General features: G+C 68.6%; 17 protein-coding genes. 12 read left to right on the top strand and 5 right to left on the bottom strand.

Annotated features, from left to right (window positions below):
- The 9 genes from ACZ43N_RS24640 to ACZ43N_RS24600 all read left to right on the top strand — a co-directional run.
- Positions 1-207, top strand: a 207-nt coding sequence (locus ACZ43N_RS24640; RefSeq protein WP_468100390.1) for a hypothetical protein, incomplete at its 5' end; no start/stop codon positions are given.
- Positions 208-518: 311 nt separating this feature from the next.
- A complete protein-coding gene (rpsL, locus tag ACZ43N_RS24635) occupies positions 519-890 on the top strand; it encodes a 30S ribosomal protein S12 (RefSeq protein ID WP_003948652.1) in 372 nt (123 codons plus the stop codon).
- A 2-nt stretch (positions 891-892) separates the two neighbouring features.
- Positions 893-1363, top strand: a complete 471-nt coding sequence (rpsG, locus tag ACZ43N_RS24630) for a 30S ribosomal protein S7 (protein WP_009330725.1) — start codon at positions 893-895, stop codon at positions 1361-1363.
- 39 nt (positions 1364-1402) lie between these two features.
- Positions 1403-3529, top strand: a complete 2127-nt coding sequence (fusA, locus tag ACZ43N_RS24625) for an elongation factor G (protein WP_055537300.1) — start codon at positions 1403-1405, stop codon at positions 3527-3529.
- 156 nt (positions 3530-3685) lie between these two features.
- Positions 3686-4879 carry an elongation factor Tu gene (tuf, locus tag ACZ43N_RS24620; protein ID WP_055537301.1) on the top strand — a complete coding sequence of 398 codons (1194 nt, stop codon included), beginning with the start codon at positions 3686-3688 and terminating at the stop codon, positions 4877-4879.
- A gap of 207 nt (positions 4880-5086) precedes the next feature.
- A complete protein-coding gene (locus ACZ43N_RS24615; RefSeq protein WP_468100389.1) occupies positions 5087-5638 on the top strand; it encodes an RNA polymerase sigma factor in 552 nt (183 codons plus the stop codon).
- Complete coding sequence (locus ACZ43N_RS24610) at positions 5635-6231, top strand: hypothetical protein (RefSeq protein ID WP_468100387.1); 597 nt, start codon at positions 5635-5637, stop codon at positions 6229-6231. The genes ACZ43N_RS24615 and ACZ43N_RS24610 overlap by 4 nt, the downstream gene beginning before the upstream one ends.
- Positions 6232-6398: 167 nt before the next feature.
- Positions 6399-9581 (top strand): glycosyl hydrolase 115 family protein, encoded by a 3183-nt coding sequence (locus tag ACZ43N_RS24605; RefSeq protein WP_468100386.1) that lies wholly within the window; start codon positions 6399-6401, stop codon positions 9579-9581.
- Between the two features lie 69 nt (positions 9582-9650).
- Positions 9651-10730 carry an endo-1,4-beta-xylanase gene (locus ACZ43N_RS24600; RefSeq protein WP_468100384.1) on the top strand — a complete coding sequence of 360 codons (1080 nt, stop codon included), beginning with the start codon at positions 9651-9653 and terminating at the stop codon, positions 10728-10730.
- Between the two features lie 49 nt (positions 10731-10779).
- Here the strand turns inward: ACZ43N_RS24600 and ACZ43N_RS24595 are convergent, their stop codons facing one another.
- The 3 genes from ACZ43N_RS24595 to ACZ43N_RS24585 form a co-directional block, all read right to left on the bottom strand.
- Positions 10780-11379 carry a Uma2 family endonuclease gene (locus tag ACZ43N_RS24595; RefSeq protein WP_468100383.1) on the bottom strand — a complete coding sequence of 200 codons (600 nt, stop codon included), beginning with the start codon at positions 11377-11379 and terminating at the stop codon, positions 10780-10782.
- Between the two features lie 52 nt (positions 11380-11431).
- Positions 11432-12322, bottom strand: a complete 891-nt coding sequence (locus tag ACZ43N_RS24590) for a helix-turn-helix domain-containing protein (RefSeq protein WP_468100692.1) — start codon at positions 12320-12322, stop codon at positions 11432-11434.
- Between the two features lie 199 nt (positions 12323-12521).
- Positions 12522-13013, bottom strand: a complete 492-nt coding sequence (locus ACZ43N_RS24585; protein ID WP_468100381.1) for an ATP-binding protein — start codon at positions 13011-13013, stop codon at positions 12522-12524.
- Between the two features lie 155 nt (positions 13014-13168).
- Here ACZ43N_RS24585 and ACZ43N_RS24580 point away from each other — a divergent pair, with 155 nt between their 5' ends.
- Both ACZ43N_RS24580 and ACZ43N_RS24575 read left to right on the top strand, forming a co-directional pair.
- Entirely contained in the window at positions 13169-14044 is an 876-nt protein-coding gene (locus tag ACZ43N_RS24580) for a helix-turn-helix domain-containing protein (RefSeq protein WP_468100380.1), read from the top strand.
- Positions 14041-14250 (top strand): DUF397 domain-containing protein, encoded by a 210-nt coding sequence (locus tag ACZ43N_RS24575; protein WP_468100378.1) that lies wholly within the window; start codon positions 14041-14043, stop codon positions 14248-14250. The genes ACZ43N_RS24580 and ACZ43N_RS24575 overlap by 4 nt, the downstream gene beginning before the upstream one ends.
- Positions 14251-14264: 14 nt before the next feature.
- On the opposite strand, the gene ACZ43N_RS24570 is transcribed toward ACZ43N_RS24575, so the two are convergent.
- Positions 14265-14675 carry a PIN domain-containing protein gene (locus ACZ43N_RS24570; protein ID WP_468100376.1) on the bottom strand — a complete coding sequence of 137 codons (411 nt, stop codon included), beginning with the start codon at positions 14673-14675 and terminating at the stop codon, positions 14265-14267.
- Complete coding sequence (locus tag ACZ43N_RS24565) at positions 14672-14890, bottom strand: type II toxin-antitoxin system VapB family antitoxin (protein ID WP_468100374.1); 219 nt, start codon at positions 14888-14890, stop codon at positions 14672-14674. Before ACZ43N_RS24565 ends, ACZ43N_RS24570 begins: the two co-directional genes overlap by 4 nt.
- 166 nt (positions 14891-15056) lie before the next feature.
- Between ACZ43N_RS24565 and ACZ43N_RS24560 the strand changes: the two genes are divergently transcribed.
- The gene (locus ACZ43N_RS24560; RefSeq protein ID WP_468100372.1) at positions 15057-15884 is read left to right on the top strand and encodes a hypothetical protein; all 828 of its coding nucleotides are present in this window, start codon (positions 15057-15059) and stop codon (positions 15882-15884) included.
- Position 15885: the final 1 nt, after the last annotated feature.

The following is a 15885-nucleotide window of genomic DNA, read 5'->3' as shown; positions in this document are numbered from 1 at the left end:
ACCGCCGACGGCCCTGCAGTCGCCGGCAGCGTCAGCGTCTCAGGGCGGGCAGCCGCCGACGGCCCTGCAGTCGCCGGCAGCGTCAGCGTCTCAGGGCGGGCAGCCGCCGACGGCCCTGCAGTCGCCGGCAGCGTCAGCGTCTCAGGGCAGGCAGTCGCCGACGGCCCCGCAGTCGCCGACAGCGCCGCGCCCCACGGCAAGCAGTAACCGACAGCCCGCAGTCGCCCGACATCCCCTCGTCCCATGGCGACAGGGCGCCCCCGGCCAGGCCCAGCGCAGCGGCTACCCATTTGTTTTGACCGTAGCGAATGCGATAGGTACGCTCAGACCTTGTGCCTGGGGTGTGCCCTGGCTCTCGTGCGTGCCTTGAACCGCACAGGTGGGAGCCGTAAGCGGCCGCCGTAATCTGCGCCCTTCTGCCTTGCGGCGGGACCCGCAGTATTCGACACACCCGACCGCGTGGGTCGGAGATGTTCCGGGTTAGCTTCACCATTCGGCACACAGAAACCGGAGAAGTAGTGCCTACGATCCAGCAGCTGGTCCGTAAGGGCCGGCAGGACAAGGTCGAGAAGAACAAGACGCCCGCACTCGAGGGTTCCCCTCAGCGCCGCGGCGTCTGCACGCGTGTGTTCACGACCACCCCGAAGAAGCCGAACTCGGCCCTGCGTAAGGTCGCGCGTGTGCGTCTGACCAGCGGGATCGAGGTCACCGCTTACATTCCGGGTGAGGGACACAACCTGCAGGAGCACTCCATCGTGCTCGTGCGTGGTGGCCGTGTGAAGGACCTGCCGGGTGTTCGCTACAAGATCATCCGCGGTTCGCTCGACACCCAGGGTGTCAAGAACCGCAAGCAGGCCCGCAGCCGCTACGGCGCCAAGAAGGAGAAGTAAGAATGCCTCGTAAGGGCCCCGCCCCGAAGCGCCCGGTCATCATCGACCCGGTCTACGGTTCTCCTCTTGTCACGTCGCTCATCAACAAGGTGCTGCTGAACGGCAAGCGCTCCACCGCCGAGCGCATCGTCTACGGTGCCATGGAGGGCCTGCGCGACAAGACCGGCAACGACCCGGTCATCACGCTGAAGCGCGCTCTCGAGAACATCAAGCCGACCCTCGAGGTCAAGTCCCGCCGTGTCGGTGGCGCCACCTACCAGGTCCCGGTCGAGGTCAAGCCCGGCCGTGCCAACACCCTGGCGCTGCGCTGGCTGGTCGGTTACTCCCGCGCCCGTCGCGAGAAGACCATGACCGAGCGTCTGCTCAACGAGCTTCTCGACGCCTCGAACGGCCTCGGTGCGGCCGTGAAGAAGCGCGAGGACACCCACAAGATGGCCGAGTCCAACAAGGCCTTCGCGCACTACCGCTGGTAGTCGCAGACCCCATCGAGACCGAGAGAAGACTGAAGCCTTATGGCTACCACTTCACTTGACCTGGCCAGGGTCCGCAATATCGGGATCATGGCCCACATCGACGCGGGCAAGACGACCACCACCGAGCGGATCCTCTTCTACACCGGCGTCAGCTACAAGATCGGTGAGGTCCACGACGGCGCCGCCACCATGGACTGGATGGAGCAGGAGCAGGAGCGTGGCATCACGATCACCTCTGCTGCCACCACCTGTCACTGGCCGCTTGAGGGTGTCGACCACACCATCAACATCATCGACACCCCGGGTCACGTCGACTTCACCGTCGAGGTGGAGCGTTCGCTCCGCGTTCTCGACGGCGCCGTGACGGTGTTCGACGGCGTTGCCGGCGTGGAGCCGCAGTCCGAGACGGTGTGGCGTCAGGCCGACCGTTACGGCGTGCCCCGCATCTGCTTCGTCAACAAGCTGGACCGCACCGGCGCCGAGTTCCACCGCTGCGTGGACATGATCTCGGACCGCCTGGGCGCCCAGCCGCTCGTCATGCAGCTCCCCATCGGTGCTGAGGCCGACTTCAAGGGCGTCGTGGACCTGGTCCGCATGAAGGCGCTCGTGTGGTCCGCCGAGGCCGCCAAGGGCGAGATGTACGACACCGTCGACATCCCGGCCACGCACACCGAGGCCGCCGAGGAGTGGCGCGGCAAGCTGCTCGAGGCCGTCGCGGAGAACGACGAAGAGCTGATGGAGCTGTACCTGGAGGGCGAGGAGCCCACCGAGGAGCAGCTCTACGCGGCGATCCGTCGTATCACCATCGCGTCCGGCAAGGGCACCGGCACCACGGTGACCCCGGTGTTCTGCGGTACCGCGTTCAAGAACAAGGGCGTCCAGCCCCTGCTCGACGCGGTCGTGCGCTACCTCCCGACGCCGCTTGACGTCGAGGCCATCGAGGGCCACGCCGTCAACGACCCGGAAGAGGTCATCAAGCGCAAGCCGTCCGACGACGAGCCGCTGTCCGCGCTGGCGTTCAAGATCATGAGCGACCCGCACCTCGGCAAGCTCACCTTCGTCCGGATCTACTCCGGTCGCCTGGAGTCCGGCACCGCCGTGCTGAACTCCGTCAAGGGCAAGAAGGAGCGCATCGGCAAGATCTACCGCATGCACGCGAACAAGCGTGAGGAGATCGACTCGGTGGGCGCCGGCGACATCGTCGCCGTCATGGGCCTGAAGCAGACCACCACGGGTGAGACGCTGGCCGACGACAAGCAGCCGGTGATCCTGGAGTCCATGGACTTCCCGGCCCCGGTCATCCAGGTCGCCATCGAGCCCAAGTCGAAGGGCGACCAGGAGAAGCTCGGCGTCGCGATCCAGCGCCTGGCCGAGGAGGACCCCTCCTTCCAGGTCCACTCCGACGAGGAGACCGGCCAGACCATCATCGGCGGTATGGGCGAGCTGCACCTCGAGGTGCTCGTCGACCGTATGCGCCGTGAGTTCAAGGTCGAGGCCAACGTCGGCAAGCCGCAGGTCGCCTACCGCGAGACGATCCGCAAGGCCGTCGAGCGCGTCGACTACACGCACAAGAAGCAGACTGGTGGTACCGGCCAGTTCGCCAAGGTGCAGATCGCGATCGAGCCGATCGAGGGCGGCGACGCCTCGTACGAGTTCGTGAACAAGGTGACCGGTGGCCGTATCCCGAAGGAGTACATCCCTTCGGTGGACGCCGGTGCGCAGGAGGCCATGCAGTTCGGCATCCTCGCCGGGTACGAGATGACGGGCGTCCGCGTCACGCTTCTCGACGGTGCCTACCACGAGGTCGACTCCTCCGAGCTGGCGTTCAAGATCGCCGGTTCGCAGGCCTTCAAGGAGGCCGCCCGCAAGGCCAGCCCCGTGCTGCTCGAGCCCATGATGGCCGTCGAGGTCACCACGCCCGAGGACTACATGGGTGAGGTCATCGGCGACATCAACTCCCGCCGTGGCCAGATCCAGGCCATGGAGGAGCGGGCCGGTGCCCGTGTCGTGAAGGGCCTCGTGCCCCTCTCGGAGATGTTCGGCTACGTCGGCGACCTGCGCAGCAAGACGTCCGGCCGCGCCAGCTACTCCATGCAGTTCGACTCCTACGCCGAGGTTCCGCGGAACGTCGCCGAGGAGATCATCGCGAAGGCCAAGGGCGAGTAACTCAGCAGAGTTCCAGCCTTTAGGCTTGACTCCGGAGCCTTACGGGGTCAAACCCCCGCGAACGCGGATGTTTGACCCCGGGGCCCGGGCTTTCCAGCAAAGATCACCTGGCGCCGATGAAGCAAGGCGTTCAGAACCACTCCACAGGAGGACCCCGTGGCGAAGGCGAAGTTCGAGCGGACTAAGCCCCACGTCAACATCGGCACCATCGGTCACATCGACCACGGTAAGACGACCCTCACGGCCGCCATTACCAAGGTGCTGCACGACAAGTACCCGGACCTGAACGAGGCCTCGGCCTTCGACCAGATCGACAAGGCTCCTGAGGAGCGCCAGCGCGGTATCACCATCTCCATCGCGCACGTCGAGTACCAGACCGAGTCGCGTCACTACGCGCACGTCGACTGCCCGGGTCACGCCGACTACATCAAGAACATGATCACCGGTGCTGCCCAGATGGACGGCGCCATCCTCGTGGTCGCCGCCACCGACGGCCCGATGCCGCAGACCAAGGAGCACGTGCTCCTGGCCCGCCAGGTCGGCGTTCCGTACATCGTCGTCGCCCTGAACAAGGCCGACATGGTGGACGACGAGGAGATCCTGGAGCTCGTCGAGCTCGAGGTCCGTGAGCTCCTCTCCGAGTACGAGTTCCCGGGCGACGACCTGCCGGTCGTCAAGGTCTCGGCGCTCAAGGCGCTCGAGGGCGACAAGGAGTGGGGCCAGTCGGTCCTGGACCTGATGGACGCCGTCGACTCCGCCATCCCGGAGCCGGAGCGCGACGTCGACAAGCCGTTCCTGATGCCGATCGAGGACGTCTTCACCATCACCGGTCGCGGTACGGTCGTCACCGGCCGTATCGAGCGTGGTGTCCTCAAGGTCAACGAGACCGTCGACATCATCGGCATCAAGACCGAGAAGACCACCACCACGGTCACCGGCATCGAGATGTTCCGCAAGCTGCTCGACGAGGGCCAGGCCGGTGAGAACGTCGGTCTGCTCCTCCGTGGCATCAAGCGCGAGGACGTCGAGCGCGGCCAGGTCATCATCAAGCCGGGTTCGGTCACCCCGCACACCGAGTTCGAGGCCCAGGCCTACATCCTGTCCAAGGACGAGGGTGGCCGCCACACGCCGTTCTTCAACAACTACCGTCCGCAGTTCTACTTCCGTACGACTGACGTGACCGGTGTTGTGACCCTCCCCGAGGGCACGGAGATGGTCATGCCGGGCGACAACACCGAGATGAAGGTCGAGCTCATCCAGCCCGTCGCCATGGAAGAGGGCCTGAAGTTCGCCATCCGTGAGGGTGGCCGGACCGTGGGCGCCGGCCAGGTCACCAAGATCAACAAGTAAGTCCGTTGATCTGACCTGGTAGCTCCAGCACGAGCTCCAGAAGGGGCCCGTACGACTTCGGTCGTACGGGCCCTTTCGCTGTTCCTGGGCTGCCGCCCGGTAACGCTTTCCCCTTCCCCGGCCAAGTACAGGTGACAGCATGACCGACGACGGGAGGTACCCACCTTGGCACCGCAGAGCAGAAGCCGGGGCGGTCCGCCGGGAGAGATGTACGATCCCGCGGCGTTCGAGGACTTCTACCGCGGCCATGTCGACGCCGTCACCCGCTTCATGGCCCGGCGGGTCGACGATCCCCACACCGTCGCCGACCTCACCGCCGAGACCTTCCTCGCGGCCATCGACTCCGCGCACGCCTACCGGTCCGACCTCGGGAGCCGGACGGCCTGGCTGTACGGCATAGCGCGCAACGTCGTGGCCGCGGAGGCCCGGCGCAGCGCCCGCCAGACCGTGCTCGGCAGCCGTATCGCGGGCCGCCGGCTGCTCGACGGCGACGACATCGACCGGCTGGAGGAGAAGCTCGACGCCGAGCAGGCCGGGCGACGTGCGCTGGCCGCCCTGGCGGGGCTGCCCGACGGGGAACGAGCGGTGATCGAGCTCGTCGCGGTCGACCAGCTCAGCGTCACGGAGGCCGCGACGGCGCTGGGGATACGCAAGGTCACGGCCAGGGTGCGGCTGCACCGGGCGCGCAAGGCGCTGCGGTCCGCCGCGGCGGCGACGGAGCAGACGGCAGGGCTCAGCTACGCAGGGGGAAAGGCATGACGACGAAGACGGGAATCACGTTCGAGGACCGGCTGCTGGGCGAACTCCAGCGGGAGATCGCGCTGCGGGCGGCGGACCGGACGGAGGAGGAGCCGGTGCTCCGGCGCCGGGTCACGCCTCGGCGGGCGCTGGTCGCGCTCGCGGCTTGTGCCGTGGCGGCGGGGGTCGTGATCGCGCTGCCGTCGTCGACCGGCGGGTCGCAGGCGTACGCGGTGGAACGGAACGACGACGGCAGTGTCACGCTCAGCATGAAGGAGATCATCCTGAGCGGGGACGACAAGCGGGAACTGGCGGAGCGTCTGCGCGCCGAGGGCATCCACGTCACCTTCGACAGGCCCCGGAGCGGATTCGTCTGTGCGCAGCCGCGCGGCGACATGTACCAGCCGATCTGGAGCTTCGAGGGGTCGGGCGACGTCATGGTGGAGCGCCCGTACGTCCTGCGTCCCGGCGACACCCTGGTCTTCGAGGATCCGGAGCCGGTCAAGGGCTCGGTCAGCCCTGCCGCGAGCATGTACGCGACCAAGGGGAAGGTGAAGCCCTGCCGCGAAGTGCCCTGGGAGGGGCCGCTCGGCTTCGAGGAGTCCGTGGAGTGAAGCGTGCCGAGGGGCCCGGACGCCGCCGACGGCGCGGGCTCCTCGGGTGACAGCCTTCGAAACTATTCGACGCGCTCGACCCGTTGTCCCCTCGCTTCACTCCCTCCACCATTTGTCATGTCGCTGAGCAAATCCCGGCTTCGGGACGATCGGTCGAGGGGTGTGGCATGTCCGCGGACGTCAGCCGTAGAACCGTTCTGGGAGTGGGCGCGGGGCTTGCCGTTGGCCCCGCGTTGCCGGGGGCCGCGTCGGCGGACGACGGTTCCACGGTCGGCGGCGGCGTCGGGGGCGGGGTCGGCGGTGGGGGTAGGGCGCTGCGGGTGTCCGACTCGGGGGCGTACCTGTCCTTCACCCCGGCCCCCGGCGCGTTTGCGCTGGTCGGTGCGCCGGTCGTGGTGAGTGCCGAGGACCACCCCGGAGTCGTACGGGTCGCGGGGGACCTGCGGGACGACATCGAGCGGGTGACGGGGGTGCGCCCGGGGAGCTCGATGGGTCGGGAGGTGGTCCTGGTCGGGACCTTCGGCCGGAGTCCGCTGATCGACGGGCTGGTGAGGGCGGGGAAGCTCGACGTCGGCGGGGTGCGGGGGAAGTGGGAGACCTCGTTGCAGACGGTCGTGGAGCGGCCGATGCCCGGCGTAAAGCGGGCGTTCGTCATCGCGGGCAGCGATCCGCGCGGCACGATCTACGGGGCGTACGACGTGTCGTACGGCATCGGGGTCTCCCCCTGGTACTGGTGGGACGACGTGCCGCCGGTGCACCGGGACGAGGTGTACGTACTGCCGGGCCGGTACAGCCAGGGCACGCCCGCCGTGAAGTACCGGGGGGTCTTCATCAACGACGAGAACCCGGCGCTCGGGACCTGGGCGCCGGCGTTCTTCGGCCCGGGCAAGGCGCCCGGTTATCCCGGCGGGTTCACCGCCGACTTCTGGGCCAAGGTCTTCGAGGTGCTGCTCCGGCTGAAGGGGAACTACGTCTGGCCGGCGGTGTGGGGGCGGGCCTTCGCGGAGGACGACCCGGAGAACCACGCGCGCGCCAAGGAGTACGGGATTGTCATGGGCACGTCGCACGAGGCGCCCATGATGAGGGGGATCGAGGAGTGGAACCGCCATGCCGTGCCTGCGGTCAGGGACTCCTCCGGGGCGATCGTGACTCCCGGCCGCGACCCCTACGGGGGCACGGGGGAGTGGTCGTACCGGCGCAACGCCCAGGCCATCAGGGCCTACTGGCGGGACGGCATCCGGCGCATGGTGGACGAGGACTTCGAGGGCGTCGTCACCCTCGGGATGCGGGGGAACGGCGACACGAGCCTGCCCGACGGCGACGGCATCGAGCTGATGACGGAGATCATCGCGACGCAGCGCCGGATCATCGAGGAGGTGACCGGGAAGCCCGCGAAGGAGACCCCGCAGGTGTGGACCCTCTACAAGGAGGTCCAGCGGTACTGGGACCGGGGACTCAGGGCGCCCGACGATGTGACGGTCGTCCTGACGGACGACAACTGGGGGAACATCCGTAAGCATCCCGACCCGAGGGAGCCCCGCCCCGGGGGGTACGGGTTGTACTACCACTTCGACTACGTGGGTGTCGGCCGCAACTACAAGTGGGTCGACACGGCGAACCTCGCCAACCTCTGGGAGCAGCTCCACGAGGCCGACGCGTACGGCAATCACGGCCTGTGGGTGGCGAACGTGGGTGACCTGAAGGGAAACGAGCTGCCCACGGAGTTCTTCCTGAACTACGCCTGGAATCCGGGGCGTTGGGGACTGGAGAGCCTGGAGGAGTGGGAGCGGGGCTTCGCCCGGCAGAACTTCGGGGGGAGGTTCGCCGCCGAGATCGCGGAGGTGCTGGGCGCGTACGGGCAGTTGCAGGCCCGCCGCAAGCCCGAGCTGCTGAACCGGCGGATCACCCTCGACGCGTCGAAGGACCCGGCGAAGGACGAGCGGGCGATCGTCCACGACGACAAGGAGACGCCCTTCTTCTTCGGGCACCGGGAGCTGGAACGCGTCACCGAGGAGTGGCGCGCGCTGGCCCGGCGGGCGGAGCGGCTGGGGCGGAAGCTGCCGGCCGGAGTCCAGGACGCGTGGTTCGAGCTGGTCGGCTACCCGGTGCTGGCGACGGCGAACCTGTACGGGTTACGGGAGGACGAGTTCAAGAACCTGCTGTACGCGCGGCAGGGGCGGGCGGCGACCAACGACCGGGCGGCCGCCGCGGAGGCGGGCCTGGCCAGGGACTTCGCCCTCGCCGACCGCTTCAACACCGAGGTCGCCGGCGGTAAGTGGCGCGGCTTCCAGACCCAGCCGCACATCGGGTACGGGGACGTCGAGCGCTACGGCCCCAACGCCGGATGGCAGCAGCCCGAGAAGGACCACCAGGCGTTGCCGGACGAGATCTTCCCCAAGGTGCGGCGGATCGAGGTCCCGGAGGCCGCGGAGCTGGGAGTCGCGGTCGACGGGGCGGACGACCGGGGGGCGTGGTGGCCGGGCGGCGCGTCCGGCGCGGCGGCCGTGCTCCCGGTGTTCAGCCCGTACCAGACCCGGCCCCGGCAGTACGTCGAGATCTTCAACCGGGGCCGTACACCCTTCTCGTACCGCATCGAGCCATCGGTGCCGTGGCTGGTCGTCGACCGGTCGCGCGGCCGGGTCGACCAGCAGGTGCGGGTGGCGGTGCGGGTGGACTGGGCGCGGGTGCCGGCCGGCGGCGCCGAGGGGACGCTGACGGTGAGCGGGGCGGGGGCCTCGGTGACCGTGAAGGCGGTCGCCGAGAAGCCGTCGGCCCGGCAGGCGAGGGCGCTGCGGGGCTTCGTCGAGGCGGGCGGGTACGTCGCGATCGACGCGGAGCACCACGCGCGGGCGGTCGGGTCGTCCGGCGGCCGGGTGCGGTGGCGGCGGATCGAGCGGATCGGGCGTACGGGGGCGGGGATGACCCCGTGGCCGGTGACGGCGGCGCGGCAGACACCGGGCGGGGCCGGGCCGCGACTGGAGTACGAGGTCGGGCTGGTGTCGGTGCCGGCGGGCGGCGAGGTGACGGTGTGGGCGTACGTCTCGCCCAGGAACCCCGCCCTCCCGACGGGCGGACTGCGCTACGGGATCTCCTTCGACGACGCGGAACCACAGGTCGTCGACATCAACGCCGTCACCGGCGCCGACGACGGGCTCATGAACAAGCAGTGGGCGCGCAACACCTCCGACAACGTGAACGCGACGGCGACCCGGCACAGGGTCGCCGGGCCGGGGGTGCGGCGCCTGAAGTTCTGGATGGTCGACCCGACGGTGATCCTGCAGCGCCTGGTGATCGACACGGGTGGGCTGACGCCGACGTATCTGGGGCCGCTGGAGAGCCGCCGGATCTGAGAGCCGGGGCTGTGAGTCGGCGTATCCGTCTGCCGGCGCTGAGAGCTGGAACTGAGAGAGGAACCACGGATGAGGCACATGAACCGCTTCCGCATGCCCGCGCTCGCGCTGGCCGCCGGGACACTGCTGTCCACGGTGGTGGCCGTGCAGCCGGCAACGGCGAGTGGGGGAGGACAAGGGCCGTCGCTGCGCGCGCTGGCCGATCGCGCGGGCGTACGCATCGGGACAGCCGTGGACATGACGGCGCTCGCGGACGACCGGACGTACCGCAGGACGACGATCCGCGACTACAACTCGGTCACCGCCGAGAACGTCATGAAGTGGGAGTCGGTCGAGCCCGAGCGGGGCGTCCACAACTGGAAGCCGGCCGACGACCTGGTCCGCTTCGCCCGGGCGCACGGGCAGGTCGTCCGGGGCCACACCCTGGTCTGGCACAGCCAGCTGCCGGCCTGGCTGACCAGCGGGGTGGAGGACGGCTCGATCAAGCGGGACGAACTGCGGAAGATCCTCCGCGAGCACATCACCGCCGAGGTGAAGCGGTACAAGGGGAAGATCCAGCAGTGGGACGTGGTGAACGAGGTCTTCGAGGAGGACGGTTCGCTGCGGAACTCGATCTGGCTGCGTGAGCTGGGCCCCTCCTACATCGAGGACGCGTTCCGCTGGGCCCACGCGGCCGACCCGAAGGCCAGGCTCTTCCTCAACGACTACAACGTCGAGGGCGTCAACGCGAAGTCCACGGCGTACTACGAACTCGCGAAGCGGTTGCGCGCCAGGGGTGTCCCCGTCCAGGGCTTCGGCATCCAGGGCCACCTCGCCATCCAGTACGGCTTCCCGGGGCAGGTCGCCGAGAATCTCGCCCGCTTCGGGGCGCTGGGCATGCAGACCGCGTTCACCGAGGTCGACGTGCGGATGATCCTGCCGGTGGACGAGACGAAGCAGGCGACCCAGGCGAGCTACTACCGCCGTCTGCTGGACGCCTGCCTGGGCGCCCGGAGCTGCAGGTCGTTCACCGTGTGGGGCTTCACGGACAAGTACTCCTGGGTGCCGGGCGTCTTCGACGGAGAGGGCTCGGCGACGCCGATGGACGAGACGTACGGCCGGAAGCCGGCGTACGAGGCGCTGCGGGAGGGGCTGGCGGCGGGGAGGTGACCGGCGTCGCCCTCAGCCCTGGAGGCCGGGCGGTGACCCGGAGCCGCCCTCAGCCCTTGTCCGGGTAGCGGGGCAGGTTCTCCGTGGAGATGGTCCAGTCGGCGATGGTGACGTCCTCGCCGTAGACGAAGTCCTTGCGGGTCGCGTAGCGGGGGCCGTCCGGGGTGGAGTGGATGTCCGTGAGGACGGCGCCCGTGCCGGTGCGGGGGTCGAAGACCGCGTACACCGGGATGCCGAGCAGAGGGTAGTCGCGCATCTTGCCGACCCAGTCGTTCTCGGGGTTGGAGCGGGAGACCACCTCGATCGCGGCGACGAGTGTCCGGGGGTCGATGGAGCCCGTGACATTCAGATCATCCCAGGCGATCACCATGACATCGGGGTGGCGCATGATGCCTTCCGGCTCGTCCTCCACGTCGGGCGTGCCGTTGTGGGCCAGCAACTCCTCCGGCATGAGTTTCTCCAGACGGCGGCTGACGTGCGCTGCCGTCACTTCGTGAGGTCCTCCCGGAGACATCATGTCGTGGACGATCCCTTCCTTGGTGATCTCGAACTTGCCGGGGAGGGTGTCGTCCATCGACTGAACGAAGTCCCGCATGGCCTGGTAGACGTGGGAGGAACCGTGCTGTGCGTCGTCCGGGGCGATGGTCATGGCGCTCGCTCCTCGTCGTCTGTGCCCGGGGGCAAGGATCGTCACGTTCATGCTAGGTGGACTCCATGCAGTCGGGCGTGGGGCTGGGCCGACAGTCGCGGCAACGGCTGCCCTCCGGTCCCCGGAAGCCGCGGTCGCAGCCGTCGCAGTTCGTCATGGGGTACTGGACGGCGGGTGGTCTTGCGGGCGCCCTGAACGGGGGCGGGGGTGGCAGCTGGGCCGTGAGGCGGTGGGCCAGGAGGGCGGCCGGGCAGTGGATCGGCTCCGACGGGAGGTCTTTCGCCAGGGCGTGGCGTACGGCGGTGGGGCTGAGGTCGCGCTCCAGCCAGGCGGCCACGCCCGGGGCGAGGTGGTCGGTGTCGCAGACCGAGAGGAGGAGGCGGGGGTCCGTGCGGCGCAGGTCGGCGAGGAGGTCGGTGGCGGTCTGGAGGAGGGTGGGGGAGCGGTAGGCGGGTTGGGGGACGGTGGGGAGGGGCTTGCGGGGTGGCTTCTTCGCCGGGCGGGAGGGGTGCGGGTGGCGTGCGGGCTCGGTCTCCGCGTGGCCGCCGCGACCGGGCTGGTTGCAGGAGATCGTGCGGGTGACGATGCGGCCCCCGGGGGTGCGTACGCGCTCGCGACGCAGGTAGCCGTGCGCCTCCAGCTCGCGCAGCGCGGCCGCGATACGGGTCGCGCCCTCCTTGAAACGGGCCGCGAGGCTCTTGATGTCGACGCGGGCGCTCTGCGGCAGCGACTGGATGTGCGTGGCCAGCCCGATCGCCAGGAGGGACAGCTCCGGATGCTGGGCGAGGTGGTTGCCGATCACCGTGAAGCGGGTTGTGTGGCGGGTGTGGTCGTGGACCAGGCCGCCGAGGTTGGAGCCGGAGTGGCTCTGCTGGTTCGGGTGCTTGTTGTCGGCAAGCCCGGTGTGGGCGCGTGAGGGCGCGCTAAGGTGCTGGGTATCCATCGGGAAGGTCTCGTCTTCCTTGGTGGTCAGGCCCTCGCACTGGGATTGCCGTCCCGGCGGGGGCCGTCGCATGTCTGCGGTTGTGTTGCGCTGAGAGTAAGGCGCGCAACCGGTCCCGGCGCCAGCCGAGTTGGCGATGTTCACTCGCGAGGGTGAGGCCGCTCGGTGGGCGGGAGGGGTGGGGCTTGGTGGGGTTCTTTCACCTGTGAGTTTCTTGGAAAAGACAGCCCGTGCCACCGAAGCACGGGCCGCTGGGTGCCGGTGCCGGGCGGAGGTCGACCTCCGCCCAGATGGTCTTCCGTGGGGGACGCCCCGGCGCGGTTCCCCAGCGGTCTGCGAGTGCCTCGACCAGGAGCATGCCGCGTCCGGACTCGTCGTCGGAGGCGGGGCGTCGGGTGCACGGAAGTCGTTCGGCGCGGGTATCGGTGACCTCGATGCGGAGGGTGTCGCCGATGACGTAGAGCGTCACGTCGAAATCGCGCCCCTGTACCCGCCCGTGCGTCGCAGCATTGGCCGCCAGCTCCGCGACGATGTGCTCCGCCGGGTCGGGTGGCAATCCCCAGGTGCGCAGCTGCGTGGTCGCGAGCAGCCGGGCGAGGCGGGCCCCGCGTGGTGTGGAGGACAACCGCACGCTGAAGTTGCGGATGGGGCTGCGGTGTTCGGTGTCGGGGCCGACGGTTTCCGTATTCACATCACTCAGCGTGGCGGCGCACACCTACTGTGCACAGTGACTGCGCCGATACGTACGGTGACTGTCCGGACGTTGTCCGGTGGTGTCGGGCCTGTCCGGAAGGGCCGTACGGGTAGGGGGCGTTGAGGCACGACGGTACGGCGGAGAGGTGCGCGATGTTGGTGGACGGCGACGCGGGGCGGCTCAAGACGGAGGCCGACGAGCCGGGCTGGGAGGTGGACCCGGACGACGAGTGGGGAGTAGCGGTCATCGCCACGGTCGGGCGGCAGTTGAAGCTGCGGCGGGAGGCGGTGGGGATGAGCGCGGCCGACTTCGGGCGGGCGGTCGGGTACGGGGAGGACCTGGTCTACAAGATCGAGGGCGGGAAACGGATTCCCCGCCAGGAGTATCTGGACAAGGCAGACGAGGCGCTGGGCGCGGGCGGGCTCATCGCGGCGACCTGGGAGGACGTGAAGAAGGTCCGATACCCGAAGAAGGTGCGGGCACTGGGGGAAATGGAGGCGAAGGCGGTCGAGATCGGCCTCTACGAGTGCAACATCATCGCTGGCTTGCTGCAGACGCCGGAGCACGCGAGGGCCGTGATCGAGGCAGCACAGCCGCCGTACTCGCTCGACGATGTGGATCGCATGGTGGCCGCTCGTATGGCCCGGCAGTCGGTCTTCGAACGGGACCCGGCTCCGTCCATCCACTTCGTCCTGGAAGAGGCGCCGCTCCACCGACAGGTCGGGGGCACAATGGTGTGGCGACAGCAGCTCGAACGTCTGCTGGAAGTGGGGCGATTGAACAACGTCACGCTTCAGGTCATGCCGACGAACACTGAGGCGCATCCTGGGCTGGACGGCAGGATCGAGTTGCTGAAGTTCCCGGACGGTACGGCGGTGGGGCGCTCCGACGGCAAGTTCAACGGGCGGCCTGTCTCGGACCCAAGGCAGCTCCGCATCCTTGAGTTGAGGTATGGCACCATCCGGGCGCAGGCCCTCCCTCCACGGGAGTCGCTGGCCTTCATCAAGCAACTGCTGGGAGAGACATGATGCGCAAGGCTTCCGCCGGGGACGCCTCCGAACTGGTCTGGTTCAAGAGCAGCTACAGCGGCGGCACCGACGGCGAGTCCTGCGTCGAGGTCGCCATGGCTCCCGGCACCATCCACGTCCGCGACTCAAAGAACCTCACCGGGCCTCAGCTCGCGCTCACGCGGGACGCATGGGCGGATTTCGTGACGTACGCGTCCGGTAGCTGACCCCCGCGAACCTCTCAGAGGGCCGGCTGCTGTCCGCGGACGAGGGAGAGATCGGGCCGGACCTTCGCGATCGCGGCGAAGTCGTCGTCGACGTGCAGCAGGGTCAGGCCGTGATGTTCGGCGGTGAGTGCGATCAGGATGTCCAGCGGAGACGGGCCGCGATGGTGACCGATCTTCACCAGGTCCCGCTGTACCTCGATGATCTTTGGCCATGGGTCGTCGATCGTGGGAACCCGGCCGAAGGACTGGCCGAGCATGGTGAAGAAGGGCTCGTGGTCGCGGTCGGCGCGTAGTCCGGGCATCAGTTCGGACTCGACGGGAGAGCAGATGGCCACAAGGCCGCGCGCCACTCGGTCGGGCCATGGAGCCTCGAGTTGGTCACGCAGGAGACGCCACACGGCAGAGGTGTCGGCCAGGTAGGTCACAGCCCGTCCCGCTCCCTGGCTTCGAGGACGTCGAAGTTGAGGAACGAGTCGGCGTTCGTCTGGAGCCAGCGCAGCGCGCGCGCCCGGTCTTCGGTGCTGATCGCCGCCGCTATGGCCAGTGCCCGATTGATGGTGTCCCGCTTGGTCTTGGTGCCGAGTCGCTGCTGAGCGAAGGCCAGCATGTCGTCGTCGATGTCGACAAGCGTCCTGGACATGCGAGCCTCCTGAAAGACCGGTTGATATAACGCTTCCGCGAATATGTCAACCGGCTGCTGAAGGCGACGAGTGTGACGTACCGGTGGGTGCCACGCCCCGCTGAGGCGTGCGCACGTCATTGGTACCGTGCCGCCTCCCGAATCCATCTCCTTCGAAGAGGTGTGCATGCACACAGACAGACGGTCCGTCGCGGTGGCCACGCTCGCGGGAGCGTTGGCGCTCTCCGTGCTGAACACGCCGACGGCCAACGCGGCGGACACCGGTATCACCGTGTCGGACATCGTCATCAACAAGGGCAAGCCGATCGTGGTCGGCACGTCGCAGGTGGTGGAGCCGCCCATCTCCTTCAACATCGCCCTGCCGACCGGGTACAGCACGGCCGACCCGTCCCGCTACGACGCGTACCCCTTCCTCTACCGCGGCACCATCACGACGGCGGCCGACACCGGGGAGAACTTCATCCAGCCGGGCGGCTACACCTGCTACGAGATCGACTCCAAGCGCGCCCGCTGCGAGGGCAGCCTCTACATCGACCCGGACCCGAGTCAGGAGCACGTCGACTCCAACAGCGACGCCACGACGTGGAAGGTCGGTGTCTCACTGCGGCTGTGGAAGGCCGATGGCGGTCTCAAGACCGGGGAGCTGGAGACGCGGTCCCAGACAGCCCAGCTCAAGCGCGCGGCCAGAGTGACCGCCAACGCCACGCCGGAGCCGGTCACCAAGGGCGGCACGATCACCGTCACGGGCAGGCTGACCCGGGCGAACTGGAGCACCAAGACGTACGACGCCTACGGCGACCGCACGGTCAGCCTCCAGTTCCGCGCCAAGGGCACCGACACCTTCCAGACGGTCAAGAAGGTCACCAGCGGCAGCACCGGCTCCCTCAAGGCGACGGTCACCGCCTCCACCGACGGGTACTACCGCTGGAAGTACTACGGCAACTCGACGACCGGAACCGCGACCAGCGCGGCAGACTACGTCGACGTGCTCTGAC

Source organism: Streptomyces sp. NPDC030814 (assembly GCF_055572155.1).
The sequence above is the reverse complement of the archived record's forward strand: the minus strand, read 5'-3'. Positions and strand labels throughout refer to the sequence as shown.